The 17,075-nt window shown below is 73.2% G+C and carries 24 protein-coding genes; 7 read left to right on the top strand and 17 right to left on the bottom strand.

Annotation, left to right across the window (positions count from 1 at the left end; translation table 11 throughout):
- Positions 1-176 precede the first annotated feature (176 nt).
- Both ABT122_RS06405 and ABT122_RS06400 read left to right on the top strand, forming a co-directional pair.
- Complete coding sequence (locus tag ABT122_RS06405) at positions 177-854, top strand: response regulator (protein ID WP_351546240.1); 678 nt, start codon at positions 177-179, stop codon at positions 852-854.
- Positions 855-1,419: 565 nt separating this feature from the next.
- On the top strand, positions 1,420-2,487 hold the full coding sequence (locus ABT122_RS06400) for a 2OG-Fe(II) oxygenase family protein (RefSeq protein ID WP_351546237.1): 1,068 nt from the start codon (positions 1,420-1,422) through the stop codon (positions 2,485-2,487).
- A 29-nt stretch (positions 2,488-2,516) separates the two neighbouring features.
- Here ABT122_RS06400 and ABT122_RS06395 read toward each other — a convergent pair whose 3' ends face one another.
- Positions 2,517-3,023: a DUF6328 family protein gene (locus ABT122_RS06395; protein WP_351546234.1), complete on the bottom strand. Its 507-nt coding sequence runs from the start codon at positions 3,021-3,023 to the stop codon at positions 2,517-2,519.
- A 585-nt stretch (positions 3,024-3,608) separates the two neighbouring features.
- Positions 3,609-4,493 carry a universal stress protein gene (locus ABT122_RS06390; protein ID WP_351546231.1) on the bottom strand — a complete coding sequence of 295 codons (885 nt, stop codon included), beginning with the start codon at positions 4,491-4,493 and terminating at the stop codon, positions 3,609-3,611.
- Positions 4,494-5,113: 620 nt separating this feature from the next.
- Here ABT122_RS06390 and ABT122_RS06385 point away from each other — a divergent pair.
- Positions 5,114-5,887, top strand: coding sequence for a hypothetical protein (locus tag ABT122_RS06385; protein ID WP_351546228.1), 774 nt, complete (start codon positions 5,114-5,116; stop codon positions 5,885-5,887).
- Between the two features lie 59 nt (positions 5,888-5,946).
- On the opposite strand, the gene ABT122_RS06380 is transcribed toward ABT122_RS06385, so the two are convergent.
- On the bottom strand, positions 5,947-6,648 hold the full coding sequence (locus ABT122_RS06380; protein ID WP_351546225.1) for a nitroreductase family protein: 702 nt from the start codon (positions 6,646-6,648) through the stop codon (positions 5,947-5,949).
- A gap of 79 nt (positions 6,649-6,727) precedes the next feature.
- Positions 6,728-7,363 carry an NADPH-dependent F420 reductase gene (locus tag ABT122_RS06375; protein ID WP_351546222.1) on the bottom strand — a complete coding sequence of 212 codons (636 nt, stop codon included), beginning with the start codon at positions 7,361-7,363 and terminating at the stop codon, positions 6,728-6,730.
- A gap of 501 nt (positions 7,364-7,864) precedes the next feature.
- On the opposite strand from ABT122_RS06375, the gene ABT122_RS06370 reads away from it, so the two are divergent.
- The gene (locus ABT122_RS06370) at positions 7,865-8,485 is read left to right on the top strand and encodes a mycothiol-dependent nitroreductase Rv2466c family protein (protein ID WP_351546219.1); all 621 of its coding nucleotides are present in this window, start codon (positions 7,865-7,867) and stop codon (positions 8,483-8,485) included.
- Between the two features lie 265 nt (positions 8,486-8,750).
- Here ABT122_RS06370 and ABT122_RS06365 read toward each other — a convergent pair whose 3' ends face one another.
- The 3 genes from ABT122_RS06365 to ABT122_RS06355 all read right to left on the bottom strand — a co-directional run bounded on the left by ABT122_RS06365 (position 8,751) and on the right by ABT122_RS06355 (position 9,865).
- Entirely contained in the window at positions 8,751-8,957 is a 207-nt protein-coding gene (locus ABT122_RS06365) for a hypothetical protein (protein WP_351546216.1), read from the bottom strand.
- Entirely contained in the window at positions 8,954-9,217 is a 264-nt protein-coding gene (locus tag ABT122_RS06360; RefSeq protein WP_351546213.1) for a hypothetical protein, read from the bottom strand. The genes ABT122_RS06365 and ABT122_RS06360 overlap by 4 nt, the downstream gene beginning before the upstream one ends.
- Positions 9,218-9,412: 195 nt before the next feature.
- Positions 9,413-9,865, bottom strand: a complete 453-nt coding sequence (locus ABT122_RS06355) for a VOC family protein (RefSeq protein WP_351546210.1) — start codon at positions 9,863-9,865, stop codon at positions 9,413-9,415.
- Between the two features lie 21 nt (positions 9,866-9,886).
- On the opposite strand from ABT122_RS06355, the gene ABT122_RS06350 reads away from it, so the two are divergent.
- From ABT122_RS06350 to ABT122_RS06340, 3 genes are all read left to right on the top strand, one after another.
- The gene (locus ABT122_RS06350; RefSeq protein WP_351546207.1) at positions 9,887-10,489 is read left to right on the top strand and encodes a CGNR zinc finger domain-containing protein; all 603 of its coding nucleotides are present in this window, start codon (positions 9,887-9,889) and stop codon (positions 10,487-10,489) included.
- A gap of 218 nt (positions 10,490-10,707) precedes the next feature.
- On the top strand, positions 10,708-11,115 hold the full coding sequence (locus ABT122_RS06345) for a RidA family protein (protein ID WP_351546204.1): 408 nt from the start codon (positions 10,708-10,710) through the stop codon (positions 11,113-11,115).
- Between the two features lie 160 nt (positions 11,116-11,275).
- A complete protein-coding gene (locus tag ABT122_RS06340; RefSeq protein WP_351546201.1) occupies positions 11,276-11,497 on the top strand; it encodes a hypothetical protein in 222 nt (73 codons plus the stop codon).
- A gap of 118 nt (positions 11,498-11,615) precedes the next feature.
- Here ABT122_RS06340 and ABT122_RS06335 read toward each other — a convergent pair whose 3' ends face one another.
- From ABT122_RS06335 to gvpO, 10 genes are all read right to left on the bottom strand, one after another.
- Entirely contained in the window at positions 11,616-11,873 is a 258-nt protein-coding gene (locus ABT122_RS06335; protein ID WP_351546249.1) for a gas vesicle protein K, read from the bottom strand.
- A gap of 23 nt (positions 11,874-11,896) precedes the next feature.
- Positions 11,897-12,109: a gas vesicle protein gene (locus ABT122_RS06330; protein ID WP_351546198.1), complete on the bottom strand. Its 213-nt coding sequence runs from the start codon at positions 12,107-12,109 to the stop codon at positions 11,897-11,899.
- Positions 12,106-12,984 carry a GvpL/GvpF family gas vesicle protein gene (locus ABT122_RS06325; RefSeq protein ID WP_351546197.1) on the bottom strand — a complete coding sequence of 293 codons (879 nt, stop codon included), beginning with the start codon at positions 12,982-12,984 and terminating at the stop codon, positions 12,106-12,108. Before ABT122_RS06325 ends, ABT122_RS06330 begins: the two co-directional genes overlap by 4 nt.
- A gap of 28 nt (positions 12,985-13,012) precedes the next feature.
- Positions 13,013-13,339 (bottom strand): gas vesicle protein, encoded by a 327-nt coding sequence (locus tag ABT122_RS06320; RefSeq protein ID WP_351546194.1) that lies wholly within the window; start codon positions 13,337-13,339, stop codon positions 13,013-13,015.
- A 2-nt stretch (positions 13,340-13,341) separates the two neighbouring features.
- A complete protein-coding gene (locus tag ABT122_RS06315; RefSeq protein ID WP_502976105.1) occupies positions 13,342-14,430 on the bottom strand; it encodes an SRPBCC family protein in 1,089 nt (362 codons plus the stop codon).
- The gene (locus tag ABT122_RS06310; RefSeq protein WP_351546189.1) at positions 14,417-15,040 is read right to left on the bottom strand and encodes a DNA primase; all 624 of its coding nucleotides are present in this window, start codon (positions 15,038-15,040) and stop codon (positions 14,417-14,419) included. Before ABT122_RS06310 ends, ABT122_RS06315 begins: the two co-directional genes overlap by 14 nt.
- Positions 15,037-15,282: a gas vesicle protein GvpG gene (locus ABT122_RS06305; RefSeq protein WP_351546186.1), complete on the bottom strand. Its 246-nt coding sequence runs from the start codon at positions 15,280-15,282 to the stop codon at positions 15,037-15,039. Before ABT122_RS06305 ends, ABT122_RS06310 begins: the two co-directional genes overlap by 4 nt.
- 6 nt (positions 15,283-15,288) lie before the next feature.
- Positions 15,289-16,005, bottom strand: coding sequence for a GvpL/GvpF family gas vesicle protein (locus tag ABT122_RS06300; RefSeq protein WP_351546183.1), 717 nt, complete (start codon positions 16,003-16,005; stop codon positions 15,289-15,291).
- The gene (locus ABT122_RS06295; protein WP_351546180.1) at positions 16,002-16,445 is read right to left on the bottom strand and encodes a gas vesicle structural protein GvpA; all 444 of its coding nucleotides are present in this window, start codon (positions 16,443-16,445) and stop codon (positions 16,002-16,004) included. The genes ABT122_RS06300 and ABT122_RS06295 overlap by 4 nt, the downstream gene beginning before the upstream one ends.
- Before the next feature lie 74 nt (positions 16,446-16,519).
- Positions 16,520-16,840 carry a gas vesicle protein GvpO gene (gene gvpO, locus ABT122_RS06290; RefSeq protein ID WP_351546177.1) on the bottom strand — a complete coding sequence of 107 codons (321 nt, stop codon included), beginning with the start codon at positions 16,838-16,840 and terminating at the stop codon, positions 16,520-16,522.
- Positions 16,841-17,075 lie beyond the last annotated feature (235 nt).

Below are 17,075 nucleotides of genomic sequence, written 5' to 3'. Positions count from 1 at the left end.
CATCCTACAACTTCTCCTCGTCTTTCCTGGTGGTCTGCCTGTTACGGTTGGGCGCGGGGGTGGGGCGGGCCGGGACGCGGCGGGTGGCGCCCCCGCCGCCCCCCCCCCCCCCCCTCGCCGGGGGTGCGCGAGGCTGCACTCTCGTAGGGAACAGCCAAGAACAGGGAGCCACCGACGTGACCGCGACACCCGCCTTCTCTCCGCAGCGCCCGATCCGGGTCTTCCTCCTCGACGACCACGAGGTCGTCCGGCGGGGTGTGCACGATCTGCTCGGCTCCGAGCCGGACATCGAGGTGGTCGGCGAGGCGGGCTCGGGCGAGGCGGCCCTGGTGCGGGCCCCGGCGCTGCGCCCGGACGTGGCGGTGCTCGACATCCGGCTGCCGGACGGCGACGGCATCTCGGTCTGCCGGGAGCTGCGGTCGCGGCTGCCGGGGACGGCCTGTCTGATGCTGACGTCGTTCGACGACGACGACGCCCTGCTGGACGCGATCATGGCCGGGGCGGCCGGGTATGTGCTGAAGCAGATCAAGGGGTCGGATCTGGTGGCGGCGGTGCGCACCGTGGCGGCCGGTCAGTCGATGCTCGACCCCGCGACCACGGCGCGGCTGATGAACACGCTCAGGGCGCCGGCGGAGCCGAGTGCGGAGGAGTCGCAGCTCGGCGAGTTGACGGACCGGGAGCGGGAGATTCTGGCGCTGATCGGGGAGGGGCTCACCAACCGTCAGATCGGGGCCCGGCTGTACCTCGCCGAGAAGACGGTGAAGAACCACATATCGCGGCTGCTGGCCAAACTGGGTGTCGAACGCCGTATCCAGGCGGCGGTGCTGGCCACCCAGTTCAACCGCCCCGCGTGAGCCGCCGGGCCCGGGTGCGCCGGCACGCGTGAGCCCGGCCCGGGTCACCGACCCACGTGAGCAGCCCCATGTGAGCCCGGCCGAGCGCGGCCCGCGTGGACGGGAGGCCGCGCGCCGGGCCCCGGCCGTCCGGGTCCGAGCGCCGGGCCCGGACGGCCGTCGAGGCCGCGGGAGACCCAGGGGTTCCCGTCCGGATCGGGCTGGATCAGTGAGCGGGGTCTGGTGCCGCGCGTCGCGAGACGGGGGTTCGAGCCACCGCGATGGGGGCACGTCCCGTGCCCGCCAGGGCACGGGGGGCCAGGGGCGAAGGACGGCAACGCGGCGAGGTGAGGTGCGGTGCCAGGGCACGCGAGCCGGCGAGATCCCAGCGGAAGACCCGAGGCCCGGTGGTGCGGGTCCCACCGGCCCACCGGCCCGCCGCCGGGGCACGTTTCCGGCCATCCACCTCTCCGCTCCCCCCGGCCGGTGAGCCGGCGGGGGGCGCGGTCCGTGACACAGGGCACCCGTGTGCCGTCCCCCGCGCCACGGCTGGACGGCCGCCTCGCCTCCCCCGAGGAGAACCCGCATGTCCGGACCCCCCGTCCTCGAACTCCCCTCCGATGTCACCGGATCTGCCGCCGACCGGGCGCTCGGAACCGCCGTGATCGACGCCTGGCGCACCCATGGGATCTTCGCCGTCGCCCTCGGCGCCGCCCAGCGGCGGGCCGCGGCCGAGGCGATGAAAGCGAGCAGGCACTTCTTCGGCGCTCCGGCGCGGGAGAAGGCGCGGTGTGTCAGCGACACGACCTACAGCGGATACATCGCGCCGGGCGAGGAGCTGACGGCGGGCGTGCCCGACCGCCCGGAGGTCTTCACCGTGTGCAAGGACATCGGCCCCGGGGACCAGCGCGCCCTGTCGCGCTGGCCCTGCCACGGCCCGGTGCCCTGGCCCGACGCCGCCTACCGGCACGCGATGCTGGCCCTCATGGGCGAGCTGGGGTCGCTGGGCGACCGGCTGCTCGCCCTGACGGCACTCGGCCTGGGGCTGGAGCGGCCCTCGGCGCTCAAGGTGCTCACGGACGACGGCTGGCACCATATGCGGGTGCTGCGCTTCCCGTCCGCGCCGGCGCGGAGCGGCCGGGGCATCGGCGCGCACACCGACTACGGCCTGCTGGTGATCGCGGTCCAGGACGAGGTGGGCGGATTGTGGATACGGCCACCGGTGCCCGGTGAGCACCGCAACCGCAACTGGCTGGAGCACGAGAGCACCGCGGGCGTGTACGAGGACGACGAGCCCTGGTCGGAGGTGCCGCCGGTGCCCGGCACCGTGACGGTCTTCCCGGGTGACATCCTCCAGTTGCTGACCGGCGGCCATCTGCTGTCGACCCCGCACAAGGTCCGCCTCGCCGACCGCCCGCGGTATGCCATCGCGTACTTCCACGAGCCCAATTTCCAGGCCCGGGTACGGCCTCTGCGCCATGCGCGCAGCGGCGCGGGACCGGACGCCGCGGAGCGGCAGGTGCTGCACTACGGCACCCACTTCACGAACATGTTCATGCGCTGCTACCCCGACCGGACCACCACCACCAGACTCCGCGAGGACGGGGGGCTGCTGCGGCTGGCGCGGCTGCGGGAGGGCTCCGGACTGGAGTGAGGCCGGAGCCCGTTCCCGGCGGCAGGTGCTCAGGGGGCGGCCCGGTGCCGGTCGCGCAGCCGGGCCCGCAGGGGCATGCAGAACCAGAAGCCGAAGAGCCAGCCGAGGATGACGGCGGCCAGCAGGGCGGCGAGGGCGCCGTGCATCACCACGGTGAGCACCAGCAGCACCGCGCAGGTGAGGGCGAGCATCAGCAGCACGAGCCCCCACAGGGCCAGTTGGCCCGACACCTTCACCAGCCGGTGTTTGCGTCGGGGGTCGGAGACCAGCCGGTGGAAGGGGGCGGGGGCGGTGAGCAGACCGAAGGAGCCCAGCGCGAGCACGAGCGCGGCGACATAGATCACCCGGTCGGTGGTGTCGAAGGCGGCGAAGCGGGGGGTGACGGAGACGGCCATCAGAAAGCCGAGCAGGAACTGGAGGGCGGTCTGGGCGACCCGTACCTCCTGGAGGATCTCGGCGTAGGCCTGGGTGCTGGTCTCGGTGGCCGCGGGCGGCGCCGGGGCTCCGGCCGCCCCGCCGGTCCCGGGTTGCGCCACGGTCCCGGGTTGCGCCACGCCCCCGGGTTCCGCCACGGCTCCGGGGGCCCCGGCGGCACCGGACGGCCTCGCGGCTCCGGCACCCCCGGCGACTCCGGACGTCCGCACCGGACGGGGCACGGGCTGTGCCGGTGCCAGGGACTCCCCCGACACCCTCTGGTGCGGAATCACCGCCCTTCCCCGTGTGTCCCGGACGGTCTCCCAGCGGGCCAGGAGCCGGGGGTCCTTCCCGTCGGCCGAGGTCTTCTCCCACCGGGCCACCAGAGACCCCCGGTGGGTGGGTGGGAGGTTCGGAACCGTGTCCCACATCTCCTGTGACGATGCGAGGGTGTCGTCGCTGCCGGACATGCCAACCTCCGGATGCTGAGGGGCTGAGGCCGCTGTTGCCTCACCATGTCCATCAGCACGGGCGCGAGTTCACCAAAGGTTCATCTGCTGTCCACTCTGACCGAAAGCGCTTTCTACGGTGGTGGCCCGCCCGGACCCCATCCGGCCCCTGACCAGTCGGCGGACCCGCCCGACCGGAAGCGGACGTACCGCGTTTCCGGCCGACGGGCCCGCCGGCACCGGTCGGGCCGTCGGCGCCTACTGATGGGGGATCACCGCGACGGGGGCGGCGGCGTGGTGGAGCACCGCGTGCGCGACCGAGCCGATCCGTCCGCCGAAGGGGGTGGCGCGCCGGATACGGCGGCCGACGACCACCAGGGACGCCCGGCGCGACGCGTCCACCAGTTGGTCCACGGCCTTGCCCGGACGGGCTTCCTCGATCACATCGAGCGCGGGGTACTTCTGCCGCCAGGGGCGCAGCGCCTCGGCGAGGGTGCGGGCCTCGCCATCGGCCAACTGGGCGTTCAGCTCGGGGTCCGGGGGGAGTCCGTAGGCGAAGTAGGGCGGCAGGTTCCAGCTGTGCACGACCCTCAGGGCCGTCTCCCGGCGGGCCGCCGCGTCGAAGGCGAAGGCCGTCAGCGCGTCGTCCGGGGCGTTGGCGTCGAGCCCCAGGACCACGGGGCCGTCCGTCTCGGGCAGCGCCCCCTCCTCATCGCCCTCCGGGGCGCGGACGAAGACCACCGGCCGTTCGGCGCGGGCGACCACCGACTGCCCCACCGACCCGAGGAGGAAGCCGCCGAGGCCGCCCAGGCCCCGGGAGCCGAGGACCAGCAGCTCCGACTCCTCGGCCGCCTCGGGCAGGACCTCGGCGGGGCGGCCGGTGAGCTGCCGCCAGGTGATGTCGAGCCCGGGGTGGCGGCGCCGCAGGGCCTGGGCGGTCTCGAAGGGAATCCGCTCGGACGGCTCGTCCCAGCGCTGCCGGGTCTCCCGGCCGAGGAAGGGCGCCTGCATCAGGGGCACGGCCTCCCAGACCTGGACCATCCGCAGCGCCAGACCGCGCAGCCGCGCTTCGCGGGCGGCCCACTCGGCGGCGGCCAGACTCTCTCGGGTGCCGTCGAGGCCGACAGTGACAGTGCGGGACATGGTGCACACCTCCTGGAGCGATGGGGATCGTCGACCGATCCCCTCTCCAGCATGAGCGTGCCCCCGCGTGCGCGCGAGGGGCCACAGGTCCCCGCGGTACGGGCCGCTTCTCCTCCCGCGCCGGTCCGGGCGGCCCCCGGCCCCGGCACGCCACCCGCCGCCGAAGGGCCGCCACCGCTCCGCACACGGCACCGAACAGAAAAACGGCCGCGGTTGCCTCCGGCGCACCTCCATCCGGCCCGGGGCCGCCACCCCGGCCCACGCTCCCCACCCGCCCACGGAGGCGGAACACACCCGCGCGACCGCCGGGTCGGGCCGGCCGAGCGAGGGTGGACCGGCACCGTGTTTCCCCACAACACGGCTGGTTGGCAAGGAAAATGACACACTCTCAGACCTGCCGAACCGGGCCCGCCCGGATGTCCGCTCCCACCCGGGGGCGGAGCCCTCCGGCCACCCCCGCACCCCCGCTCCGGGGCACCGGACCCCACCGTCACCGGCCCCGCCTCATCCGCGCCCCCGCGCGCACCGGTTGTGCGGATCGGGCGGGAGGGTGACGGAGACGGCCTCATGGTGAGTAGCATCCGGCAGCGACACACCAGGTACGAGGAGAGTGAGTTGCCGTGGCCAACGAGCCGGACAACGCCCCCATCCAGAGCAGGTACGCACAGCGGTTTGCCGCCGACCTGGAGGCGAACCGCACCGAACAGGAGAGTGTCTCCGCGCAGATCACGGAGCTTCAGGAGCGGCTGACGCGCCTGCGGGCCGACGAGAGCTGGCTCTCCGGCATCCAGGGGACCCTGCCCTCGGAGGAGGAGCGGAGCACACCCGCCGGCAAGGAGGCCGCACCGGCCGCCGGCGGGGAGAGCCCCGCACCGGAGGCGCCCGCCGAAAACCCCGCCGAGGCCACCGCCTCCCGCCCGGTCCCGAAGCCGCGGCAGGGGAAGCCGGGTGCGAAGGACACCGCCGCCCCCGCCGCGCGCGCCAGGAAGGCACCGCGCGCCAAGGCTGGAGGCAAGGCGGCCCCGGCCGTGAAGAAGGCCGCCGCCAGGAAGACCGCGGCGGAGGAGAAGCCGGCCGCCACGGAGAAGCCCGCGGAGAAGCCCGCGGCGGAGCCGCCGCTGCACGAGGTCGTCCTCGGCCTTCTCCTCGCCCACGCCGGCGAGCCCCGCATGGCCCGCGAGGTCCACACCGACCTCCTCGCCCGGCACCCCCGGCGCAAGACCTCCATCCAGGTGGTGCGCAACAACCTGGAGACCCTGGTGAAGAAGGGCGTCATCGACAAGGAGCACAAGCAGGGGTCGGCGATGTACACGGCGCAGAAGCCCTCGGGCGACACCCCCGCGGCCGGGACCGCCGCGGACGACGGCGGCGCGAAGGCCCCGGCACAGGTCTGACCCCGGCGGCGCACCGGAGTACGGTCATCGTGCACCGGGCGCGGTGCGCCGCCGCCGGTTCAGACCTCGGTCATCACCTGATCCAGTGATTTGCGGATCAGATCCGGCACCTGGCAGTCGGGCGCCGGGTAGCCGACCGGGATGACGGCGAAGGCCTTCTCGTTCACCGGCCGGCCGAGGACCTCGGAGAGGAAGCGCATCGGGCTCGGGGTGTGGACGAGCGCGGCGAGACCGGACAGATGCAGCGCCGTGAGCAGCATGCCGACAGCGATACCGACGGACTCGTCGACGTAGTAGTGCTTGCGTCTGGTGCCGTCCTCGCCGAGCCAGTAACGCTGCTGGAAGACCACGATCAGGGCCGGGGCGTCCGTGAGGTGCGGTTTGACCTCGTCGGTGCCGAGCGGGCGCAGGGCGGCGAGCCACTCGTCACCGAGGCGGCCGTCGTAGGAGACCCGCTCCTCCTCCTCGGCCGCCTCCCGGATGCGCCGCCGCACCCCGCCGTCCTGGACCAGTACGAAGGTCCAGGGCTGCTGGTGGGCGCCGGACGGAGCGGTGGCCGCGCAGGCGATCGCGTCCCTGACGGCCTGGACGGGCACCGGATCGGGGGCGAACTGCCGTACCGTGCGCCGCTCGTCCATGCGGGCGCGCAGCTCCGCGGCCCGGGTGAGGGACTCCGCCGGGGCCACCCGGGCGGGGCGGTAGGGGACGGGGCGGTAGGGATCGCCGTGGGTGGGGCTCCAGCGCTGTGTCGGTGTGGGCATGCAGGCGAGTGTGCCGGGTCCCTGGTCCCTGGTCGAGGGTGCCGGCGGCCCGCCGTGACCCCGGCGCGGCGCGCGCGGATCAGAGGAGTCCTCTGGCCTCGCCGGCCGTGGGGAGGGTTCCCAGGGTGCCCTCGTGGAGGTCGCCGAAGACCTCGATGCGCAGCGACTGGTCGATGCCCCCGACCCTCAGCGGGTCGAAGCCCGCCGCGCGGATGAGACCGGCCACCACGTCCCCGGCCTCGGTGTCGTCGGTGGCGTAGAAGCCGACCGCGCGGTCCGGGGTCCGGTTGGCGGCGGTGCGCAGGGAGTCGGCGACCAGGGTGCCGAAGGCCTTGACGGGGCGGGCGCCCGGGGGCAGCAGGCCCGCGATGACCGCTCCCGACGACTCGTTGTCCGGGAGCGTCCTGGTGAACCCGCCCTTCCCGTCGGGGGCGATCGGGTTGGAGGGGTCGACGACGATCGTGCCGTTGAGGCGGTCGCCGTACCGGGCGACGAGTTCCTTGATGGTGTCGAACCACACCGCGAGGATGAGGACGTCCGCGCGGTCCACCGCTTCGTCGACGCTCACGGCGGTGGCCCGGTCGCCGAGGCTGCCGGCCAGCTCCTCCGTCCTCCCGGGGTCACGTCCCGCGAGCAGGACGGTCTCACCGCCCTCGACCAGGTCCGCGGCCAGCCGCGATCCGATGTTGCCGAGGCCCACAATCGCTGTTGTCACGCTGGCGCTCCTGCCGGGAGGGTTGGGTGCCGTCTGTGGGTCAGTACACCGTCAGCGCGGCCGGCGGGCATACGGAGGGCAGCCGGCCGGGTGAGCGCGCCGTCCGCCGGAGTGCTTTCCCCGACCGGGCCCCGGAGAGACCGGAAGGGCGACGACACCCCGGCGTCCGGTGGGCGGTCCGGTGGGAGCGCGGGGCGCGAGCCGGGCGGGGCGGCCCGGTTCAGCCCGGCCGGGGTGTCCTCCGGGGGCTCCGGGCGGGGTCGGGCGGGTCGTGTCCGGGCCGGCCCGCCGGCCGTACCGCTCGACGTCGATCCGTGCTAAGTCCAGGGGTCCGGCGGGGGGTTGCCAGCCTCACCCGATGAGCAGCGACGCATCGATCCGATCACGGTGGCCGCCGAGGTCTTCGGGGCGGGATCGCGGCCCGCCGGACGGGGCGGTCGCCCCGGTCCCCCCGGCCGGCCCGTCCCCCGCGCACCCGACCTTCCCCGGAGGAACCGACGCATGGCCGCACCGCACACCGCCGATTTCTGGTTCGACCCCGTCTGCCCGTACACCTGGATCACCTCACGCTGGCTGATCGAGGTGAGCCGGGTGCGGCCGGTGACCATCCGCTGGCGGGTGATGAGCCTCTCGGTGCTCAACGAACACCGGGACGACCATCCCGAGGGCGAGTGGGAGGAGTACATGTGGGCGCCGGTACGGGTGTGCGCCGCCGTGGAGGAACGGTTCGGCGAGCGGGCCCTCGGCGCCCTCTTCACCGCGATGGGCACCCGTTTCCACCTCAGGGGGGACTGGGGGAACCTCACCGGGGCCCTCTCCGACGCCGGACTGCCCGAGGAGCTGGCCGGGGCCGCCGGGTCCACCGCGTACGACGACGCGATCCGCTCCTCGCACGCGCGGGCCATCGACCTGGCCGGCGGCGATGTGGGGACCCCGGTGCTCTCGGTCGCCGGGGAGGGCGGTGCCCGGACCGGCTTCTTCGGCCCGGTCGTCTCCCCGGCACCCACCGGGGAGGCGGCCGGCCGGCTGTGGGACGGCTTTCTGCTGCTGGCAGGGGTTCCGGGGTTCCACGAACTCAAGCGCCCCCGCACCGGGGAGCCCCGGTTCGACCTGCCCGGGTGATACGCGCGGGGAGGGGCCCCTTCACCCGATACCCCGGGCGGGCGGGGCGGACCCCGGGGCCGCCGGTCGGCGACCGACGGCCCCGGGGCGCTGTCGGGACGACCTGGGGAGTTTCTTTCGGATCGGGCCGGATCGGTGAGCGGGGTCCGGTGCCGTGGATCGCGAGGCGGAGGAGGGAGCCCACGCGGAGCACAGGCGACCGACGACAACGCGGCGAGGCGCGGCACCAGGGCTCGCGAGCCCGGCACGATCCGAAAGAGACGACCTAGAGCGCCAGATGGGCGGCCACGCTCCGCAGGAGTTCCTCGGGAGCGGTGGATTCGGCCACTTCGGGGATGTCCACCTCGTGGAGCCGCTGCCCCTCCCCCGGCGCGATGACCGCGTACCCGCCGGACTTCCGGGCCTCGGAGGCGTGCCCTTCCTGCACGGCGACCACCTCACCGCTCTCCTCGGTGATGACGGTGTACTTCATGAGAGGCCCCCGCCCTGCAGGTTGTGGGTTCCCGCCTCACCGCCGACGTTCCTGATGGTCACGCCGTACTCGGTGTATCCGGCGCCGGTTCTCCGCTTGCTGTGGTTGAACGCGATGTGCGCGGGGCCGTTGCCCGACGGTTTGACGTCCGGCCAGGCCGCCTGGGCGCCCCGGTCCTCGCCGTTGCCGAAGATGAACCACCAGGTGGTCTGGGCACCCGCGGCCAGAGTGGTGACCGATCCGAAGTTATTGAATGCCACGACTTCTTCCTCTCGATATCGGAAGGTGAAGTTCGTCAGCCCGAAGGGCGCACACCTCATGGACGCAGCGGGCCCCAAGGCCCCTGCCAGGCGGCGGAATTCGAGTGGCGCGAATCCATCATGGCGGCTGCGCACAGGACCAGCCATCACCCGAAAGGAGGGATCTCCGCCGGGACCACCACGCGGGGCGGGCGGCTACGCGGCGCAGAACTCGTTGCCCTCGGGGTCCCGCATGAGCCACCAGTGCCCGGCGGGCCCGTGGTCGATCTCCTCGACGCGGACGGCCCCCAGCCCTTCGAGACGGGCCACCAGCGCGTCGAGGCCGCCGGGGTCACTGTGGATGTCGACGTGCAGACGGTTCTTGCCGGACTTGCCCTCGGGCACGTCCTGGAAGAGCAGCCGCCGGCCGTGCCCCACACCGCTGGTCTCGTCGAACGGGTCATCGGGGTGGCGGACCCCGGCATAGCCGCGGAAGATCCGGCGGCCCCGGTGCTCGATGACCGCGTCCTCGTCGATGTGACCGGCGGCCAGCAGTTGCTCGATGAGAGCGCTGGGGTCCTCCACCTCGTACTCCAGGGCCGCGGCCCAGAAGTCCGCGAGCGTCGCGGCGTTCCCGCTGTCGATGACCAACTTCCAACTCAGTGCCATGTAACTCGTTATATTGGTTACATGGCCTCCTCTGCAAGCAAGGGGCTGACGCTCCACTCGGGTGGCGGCGTCGCCCACCGGTTCGACCCCGGCGCGCTGTGCCTGGAGCTGCTGACCACCGGCGGCCCCGGCCCCTACCGCCGTTACGAGGTCCTGCACGAGCCCGCCGACCTGGCCGCCTGGGCGGACCGCTCCCGGCTGACGCCGACGCCCGTGCTCACCGTCTCCCGGCCCGAGGTGACCGAGGTGCGGAGGCTGCGCGACGCCCTGCTCCGGATGGTTGTCGCCCATATGCGCGGCGAGCCGTATCCGCCCGGCGATCTGGAGACCGTCAACGAGGCGGCGGCCCGGCCCGCCCTGGCACCCGCTGTCACACCGGCCGGGAAGCTGCGGTGGGCCGGCACACCCGACGGCACGCAACTGGCCGCCTCCGTCGCCCGGGACGCCATCGCCCTGCTGACCGGCCCCTTCGCACACCGTATCCGCGCCTGCGCCGCCGGGAACTGCGAGCTGGTCTATGTCGACACCTCACGCCCCGGCCGGCGCCGCTGGTGCTCCATGGAGCACTGCGGCAACCGCCACAAGGTGAGGGCGCTGCGCGCCCGCCGCGCCGATGAGGGGTGACCCCGCGCCCGTGCGCGGCGGTGTGCGCGGCACCCGGACCGGGCCGGGCGGGGGCGACCGCCGTCCCCATGGTCACCGCGGGGTGCCCCGGGCACCGAAAAGTGCGTTCTTCCACGTCGGCACGGGCTCTCCTACGGTTTCCCCGTAACCACGAGCGACCGGGAGGACCCCGGTTCGAGGCGAGCCGACGGCTCTCACCGCGAGGAGACGGACACACCATGGCCATTACCCTGATGAACCCCGAAGGGCTGCCGGAGATCGATGTCTACCGGCAGGTGTCCATCGCGACCGGGTCGAAGCTGATCCACACCGCGGGACAGGTGGCGTGGGACGCCGAGGGAACCACGGTCGGTGCGGGCGACCTCGCCGCTCAGGTCGAGCAGTGCTACCTCAACACCGCGACCGCGCTGGCCGCGGCGGGGGCGTCCTTCGACGACGTGGTGAAGCTGACCGTCCATGTCGTCGGCTGGACCCCCGACCAGATGCCCCGGCTCCTGGAGGGGATCTCCCGGGCGGCGGCGGCGCTGGGTGTCACCCCGGCGGCGCCCGCCACGCTCATCGGGGTCGCGGCACTGGACGTACCCGACCATCTGGTCGAGGTCGAGGCCACCGCGGTGATCGACTGATCCGCGCTCCCGGGGCACCGGGAGGGCCGTCCGGTGTCCGCTGCCGGGGGCACCCGTTCGGCGGTGGCCGGGGCGCGACATCCCGGGGCGGGCGGCGTGGCTCGATCATGATGGGCGGGGTGTGGGGAGGCTGTGGCCCAGGCGATCGAAGGAGGACGACATGCCCATGGACGCCGTCGCGCGGTTTCTGGAGGCGCTGAGCCCGGAGCACCGCGAGGAGGTCGTAAGGCGGCCGGAGGCCGAGCAGGAGCGGCTCGCCGCCGCCTGGGAGGCGGAGTTGGCGAAGGACGACTTCGACACGCTGGACGAGTTGTCGCCCCCCGCCGCCGAGAGCGAGGCGGCGCGGCGGGTCATCGGCGAAGGAGCGCCGGAACCGGAGTAGGCGGGCCGTTCCGCCGGCGCGGGCGCCCCGCCCGGAGCCGTTCCGGGCACGACGGCGGGCGGCGGGGTCCCCGGCGGTGCGACAGCGGCGCGACGGCGCTGCCCGGGCACCGCCGGGGTCAGGAGTCCGACAGGAGCGGGCCCAGCGGGCCGAGGTCCAGATTGAGGTCCCCCGGCTCCAGGCCGAACTCCTCGCGCAGGACCCCCATACGGTCCTCCAGCAGCATGAGCGTGAGGCCGATCCGCTCCTCCTGCGCCTCGCTGAGGTCGCCGGTCTCCACCCGCCGCAGGGCCTGCCGCTCCATCAGCTGGCGCAGCAGCTCCACGACGGTCAGCACCAGCTTGGCGAGGTCGCGCTCCACGGTGTCGGGCCGCATGTCGAGTGTGGGGCGCGGTTCGCTCACGGCGCTCCCCTTCCGGTGTCCCAGGGCGAGGGAACCTGTTCGGTGACCGAGCTGATGAGGGCGTTGAGATCGATCCGCACGAGATCGACGTCGGCGATGCGCAGGGTGAGGTCCCCGGTGATCACCACCCCGCCGGCCAGCAGCCGGTCCAGCAGATCGACCAGGGCGACCTGCCGGGCGGCGAGGGGGCCGGATTCGGGGGCGGTCACCGGAGGGCCTCCCCCGGGGCCGGGGCGGTGTCCGGACCCCGCGCGACACCGCCGGAGCCCGCGCCGCGGCCGTCGGCGGGGCCGTCGCGGTCCGGGCCGTCGGAGCGCGGTTCCTCGCTCTCCTCGCCGGTCGCGAAGGAGTACGGGGCCCAGGGGCCGGTCAGCTCCATCCGGACCCCGGGCTCGCCGGGGGTGAGCCGCCGGACCGTCTCGACGAAGGCCGCGCTCTCCTCGCGCGGGACGAGAAAGGCGGCGTTGAGGATGTTCTCCCCGGCCGCGCCGGACAGCTCGGCCCGCTGCGGCGGGTGCAAGCGCACACCCTCGGCGGACCGGCTCAGCTCCTCGTGGAGCCGGCGCGCGACACCGTCGGCGGACTGCCAGGAACTCTCCCGGGTGCGGCGCTCCCGCAGCCGCCTGCGCAGATAGTCCTGCCCGGTCTCCGGCCCGCCCCGGCCCGCGGGCGCGGGTCCGGCCGCGGCCTTCTCCGCGTACACCTTCACCCCCCACTCGACCCGGCCGTCGAGCCGCTCCAGGGTCCGGACGAAGCGGGAGCGTCCGGCGTCGAGCAGCCGGCGGACGCCGTCGTCGTCGTGGCAGACGGTGGCGAGCCGGAGCGGCAGCGGGCTGCCGACCGAGGCCACCGCGGCAACCACCGCCTCATGGGCGCGGGCGGTCTCGGCGAGCCAGTCGAGATCCTCCAGCCGCTTCCGCAGCGGGGCCTCGCCGAAGTCCTCGGCGGGCACGTCCGACACCACCGCCGTCAGACCGTCGTGGCCGAGCGGATAGGCCGGTGCCCCGGCCACGCCCCGCAGTTCCTCGGGCAGCGCGGCGCCGAAGGGGCGGGTCACGGCGTAGACGTAGCGCAGTCGGTTCATGGTGTGTCCTCGGTCGCGGTTCCCGGTGTCACGTCTTCTCCGTCCTCGTCAGCGCCTCCAGCTCCGCGACGCGCTGCTGGAGGCGTTCGTTCTCCGCGCCGAGTTCGTCGCGCCGCGTGCCGCCGGACGAGAGCTCACGGTCGTGCTCCCACCAGTCGATGCCCATCTCCTTCGCCTTGTCGACGGAGGCGACGATCAGCCGGAGTTTGATGGTGAGGAGTTCGATGTCCAGGAGGTTGATGCGGATGTCGCCGGCGATGACGATCCCCTTGTCGAGCACCCGTTCGAGGATGTCCGCCAGATTCGCGCCGCCGCCGGAGCCATAGGGGTCGGGGAGCCGGCCGGGCGTCGCCATGCTCACCTCCGGTCACGGCTCCCGGACGCGGCGTACTCCCGCTCGGCGGCCTCCTCGTCGAGGTCCTCGTCCGCGAACTCCCCCTCCTCGGCGGGGGCCTCCTCGTGCTCGTCCTCGTACACCTCCTCGTCGTCGTACTCCTCGCCCTCGGCGTCGTCGTGCTCGCCCTCGGGCTCGTGGTCCCCCTCCTCCTCGTACTCCTCGTCGGTCTCCTCGCCCGCCGGCTCGTCGTGGGACGACTCCTCGGCGGCTTCCTCCTCCTCCGCCATGGCGTCGTCATGGCTGAGCACCACTTCTCCGTCCCGGATCTCCCCGCGCCAGCCGTCCTCGGCCTCCCCGCGCAGGGTGATGTGGCGGGCGAAGTTCTTGAGGTCGAGCCGGACCCGGCGCCCCTGGGCGCGCCAGATGTTGCCGGTCTTCTCGAAGAGGCCCTTCGGGTAGTACTCGATGACCAGCAGCACCCGGGTGAGGCTCTCGCCCAGCTCGTGGAAGGTCACCACGCCCTTGGTGGTGCCCTTGCCGCCCTCGGACGTCCACTGGATGCGGCTGTCCGGTATCTGTTCGGTGGTACGGGCCTTCCAGCTCCGGCTGGACCAGAACACCTTCATCTGCCAGTCCGATGTGGTGTCGTCGGCGTGGCTCGCGCTCTTGACGCCACGGGCGAAGGCGGCGAAGTCCTGGTACCGCGTCCACTGGTCGTACGCCTCGCGGACCGGCACCCCGACATCGACGGACTCGATGATGACCACCGGCTTGCTGCCGCCGCCGCCCTTCGACTTCCCGCCGCCGGCGTTCTTGAGCGCCCGGGTGACGTTCTCCTTGAGATGGGAGGCCCCGACCTCCAGGGCGCCGCGCAGCGGGCCCTTGCCCTCGGCGGCCTTGCGGCCACCCTCCAGCGCCAGTTTGGCCAGCCCGGGGCCGCGGCCCTCCGCGATGTCGTTGAGCCTGCCGGTGGTGCGGCCCAGCATCCGGCCCGCCGACATCAGCGTCTGCTGCGCCTGCGCCGCCAGATAGCCCTGGGCCTCTTCCTTGAGCCGCCGCACGGCGGGGTTGTCCGCGCTCAGCGGACCGTTCTGGTCAGCCACGGCCACGGCCTCCCTCGGCACCGGTGTTCCCGGTGGACTTGGCGGGGTTCCGGGCCGCCGTCTTCTTCGCCGTCCGCCGGGCGGGGCGCGCGGTCTTCTTCGTCTGGCCGGAGGGGGCGCGGCGGGTGGCGGGCTTCTTCGCCTGCCGCGACCCGGACCCGGACCCGGACTCGCGCTCGGACTCGCGCGTTTCCTCCGACCCCTCGGGCTCCTCCTCCGACTCCTCCGACTCCTCGGGCTCCTCGGGCTCCTCGGGCTCCTCGGCCTCCTCGTCGGCCCGCTCACCGCCGGAGACCACTCCGTCGATCCGGTCCTGGACGCCAAGGGTCCGCTCGTGCAGCCGGTCGGCGATGCCTTCGAGCTGCCGGTTGACCAGCGCTCCGGTGGCGGCCTTGCCGACTCCGCCGAGGTCCTGGCGCAACTGGTCGCCGAGCTGCTTGAACTGCGGGTTCTCCTTCAGCTGGCGCGTCACCAGCTCGCCGAGGGCCGCCGGGCTCAGATTGAGCCGTTTGCCCGCCACCATGGTCGCCACGGCGAACGCGAGCTTGCCCTTCTTGGTACGCCCGAGTACATACCCCGCGCCCATCGCGAGGCCGATCACCACTCGTGAGTTCATCGTCCCTGCTCCCTGTTGTGCAGTGTGTCCAGCCGGTCGAGGAGCTCGTCCTCCCGGCGGTCGAACTCGGTCTCGTCGATCTCGCCCGCTTCGAGCTGCTCCGCGAGCCGGGCGAGTTCGTTCTGGATGACCGAGGGGTCGTAGTACTGCCGTTCCGCCTCGTCCACCACCCGGCGCAGCACCCACAGGGAGCCGCGCACGGGGGCGGCGGGCAGCTTCAGCAGCTCACCGATCAGCCCCATGCCCGCTCACTCCACAAAGCTGTAGGGCGGCAGCGGCCCGGTGAGGGTGAGCACCAGATGGGGTTGCTCGGTACGGAGTGTGTCCACGGCCTCCACCAGCGCGGCGGCGCCGTCCCGGTCCACCAGGTAGGAGATGTTCGTCAGCCAGCCCAGGCTCTGCGGACCGTCGTTGGACTCGCTGCACACCTGCTCCAGGGCACGCCTGAGAAGCTCGGCGTCCTGGACCTCCCTGGCCTGCACGGCCGCCGCGATGCGCTCCCCGAGCTGGACCTTCTGCTCGTGGGAGCCGCCCTGGGCGCTCCGCGCGGCGTCGGCCATGCGGCGCAGCTCCGGGTCGTCGGCGATGACGCGGCGCAGCACCGACTCCTCGTCATGGGTGGCCTTGACGTTGTACTCCACCTTGTCGGCGAGGGCGGCGAGCCGCTCGACGTAGTACTCCTCGCGCTCGGCGAGCACGGCCGTCAGGGACTCCTCGTCGGGCGACACACCGCCGAACCGCAGCGGCAGGACCGAGCCGTGCTCGCCCGCCCGGGTCAGGATGTGCTGGTGGGCGACGAGATCGCGCCTCTTGGGCCTGATCCGGTCCGGTGCGTCGCTGACGAGCGCCGCGATCCGGCCGTGGCGGATGACACGGACGCGCTGGGGCGGGTCACCGATGCCGTCCGCCTCCTCCGGGAGCTTCGGATGGGAACTGCTCGCTATGCCGTAGACGTAGACGCTCACTCCGATTCCTCCTTCTGCTTGCGGGCGGCGGGCCGCCGGGTGCGCGGCCGGGACTCGCTCTGCTCCTCGCGCGGGGAGCCTTCGTCACGCCCCTGCTGGAAGGAGTCCGCTATGGTCTGGGCCGCGCCGGAGAGCGCTCCCTTGGTCTTGCCGCGCGCGCCGGACTCGGTCATCTCCCCGACCAGGTCGGGCAGGCCCGGGTCCTTGCGCGGTCCGGACTCCAGGTCGAGCCGGTTGCACGCCTCGGCGAACCGGAGATAGGTGTCGACGCTGGCGACCACCACCCGGATGTCGATCTTGAGGATCTCGATGCCCACCAGGGACACCCGGACGAACGCGTCGATGACGAGTCCCCGGTCGAGAATCAGTTCCAGGACGTCGTAGAGGCCGCTGGAACCGCCTCCTCCGCCACTCTGCTGCTGGGTCGGCACAACAGTCATCGCTGGTGCTCCCTCCTTGCTCGGTGTGGTGCGCGTCCGGCCCCCGTGCGGGGCCGTTCCGCCGGGCTCGGTCCCTAGCGGGGATCGGCCCGGCCGCGCTCGTAACGGCGGACACGCCGGTAGCCGCTCAGTTCGTGGTCGCGGTCGAGGCTCACCTCATAGGTGGCGAGGAGACTCGCGGTGCTGGGCACCCGCTCCAGTTCGACCACTTCCACCTCCAGCGACCAGCCGTCCTCCGTCCGTACGAATGAGGTGACCGATTCGGCCTGCTGACCGGTGAGTTCCGACAGCTGTGCGCACGCCTTGCGCAGCACTGCGGTCGGGCCCGGTGTGGCCTGCGCGCTCCGGTCGTTCTCCTGGTTGTCGTTCTCCGTTGAATCAGCTGAATCAGCCATGACGCCTCCCGAGTGCGTGTTGCACGGTTCGGGCCGTCCAAACCCCGGGACCTGCCGTGAGGGGACGATTCCGGTTCCCGGTGCGCCGGGGCGCGGGCGCCATCGCTCGCCGGGCTCCCGCCAACTCGCCCGGGCCCGGCGCCCGTTGGCCGTCCACCGGCCAGCCCCGGCCAGATATGGAGAGGTGGAGACCTTTCTGAGTAAGAACCGTGTATCAAGTGTGGAGAGATGGCCC

This window comes from Streptomyces sp. NPDC001985, from assembly GCF_040296845.1.
Classification (GTDB): domain Bacteria; phylum Actinomycetota; class Actinomycetes; order Streptomycetales; family Streptomycetaceae; genus Streptomyces.
The sequence above is the reverse complement of the archived record's forward strand: the minus strand, read 5'-3'. Positions and strand labels throughout refer to the sequence as shown.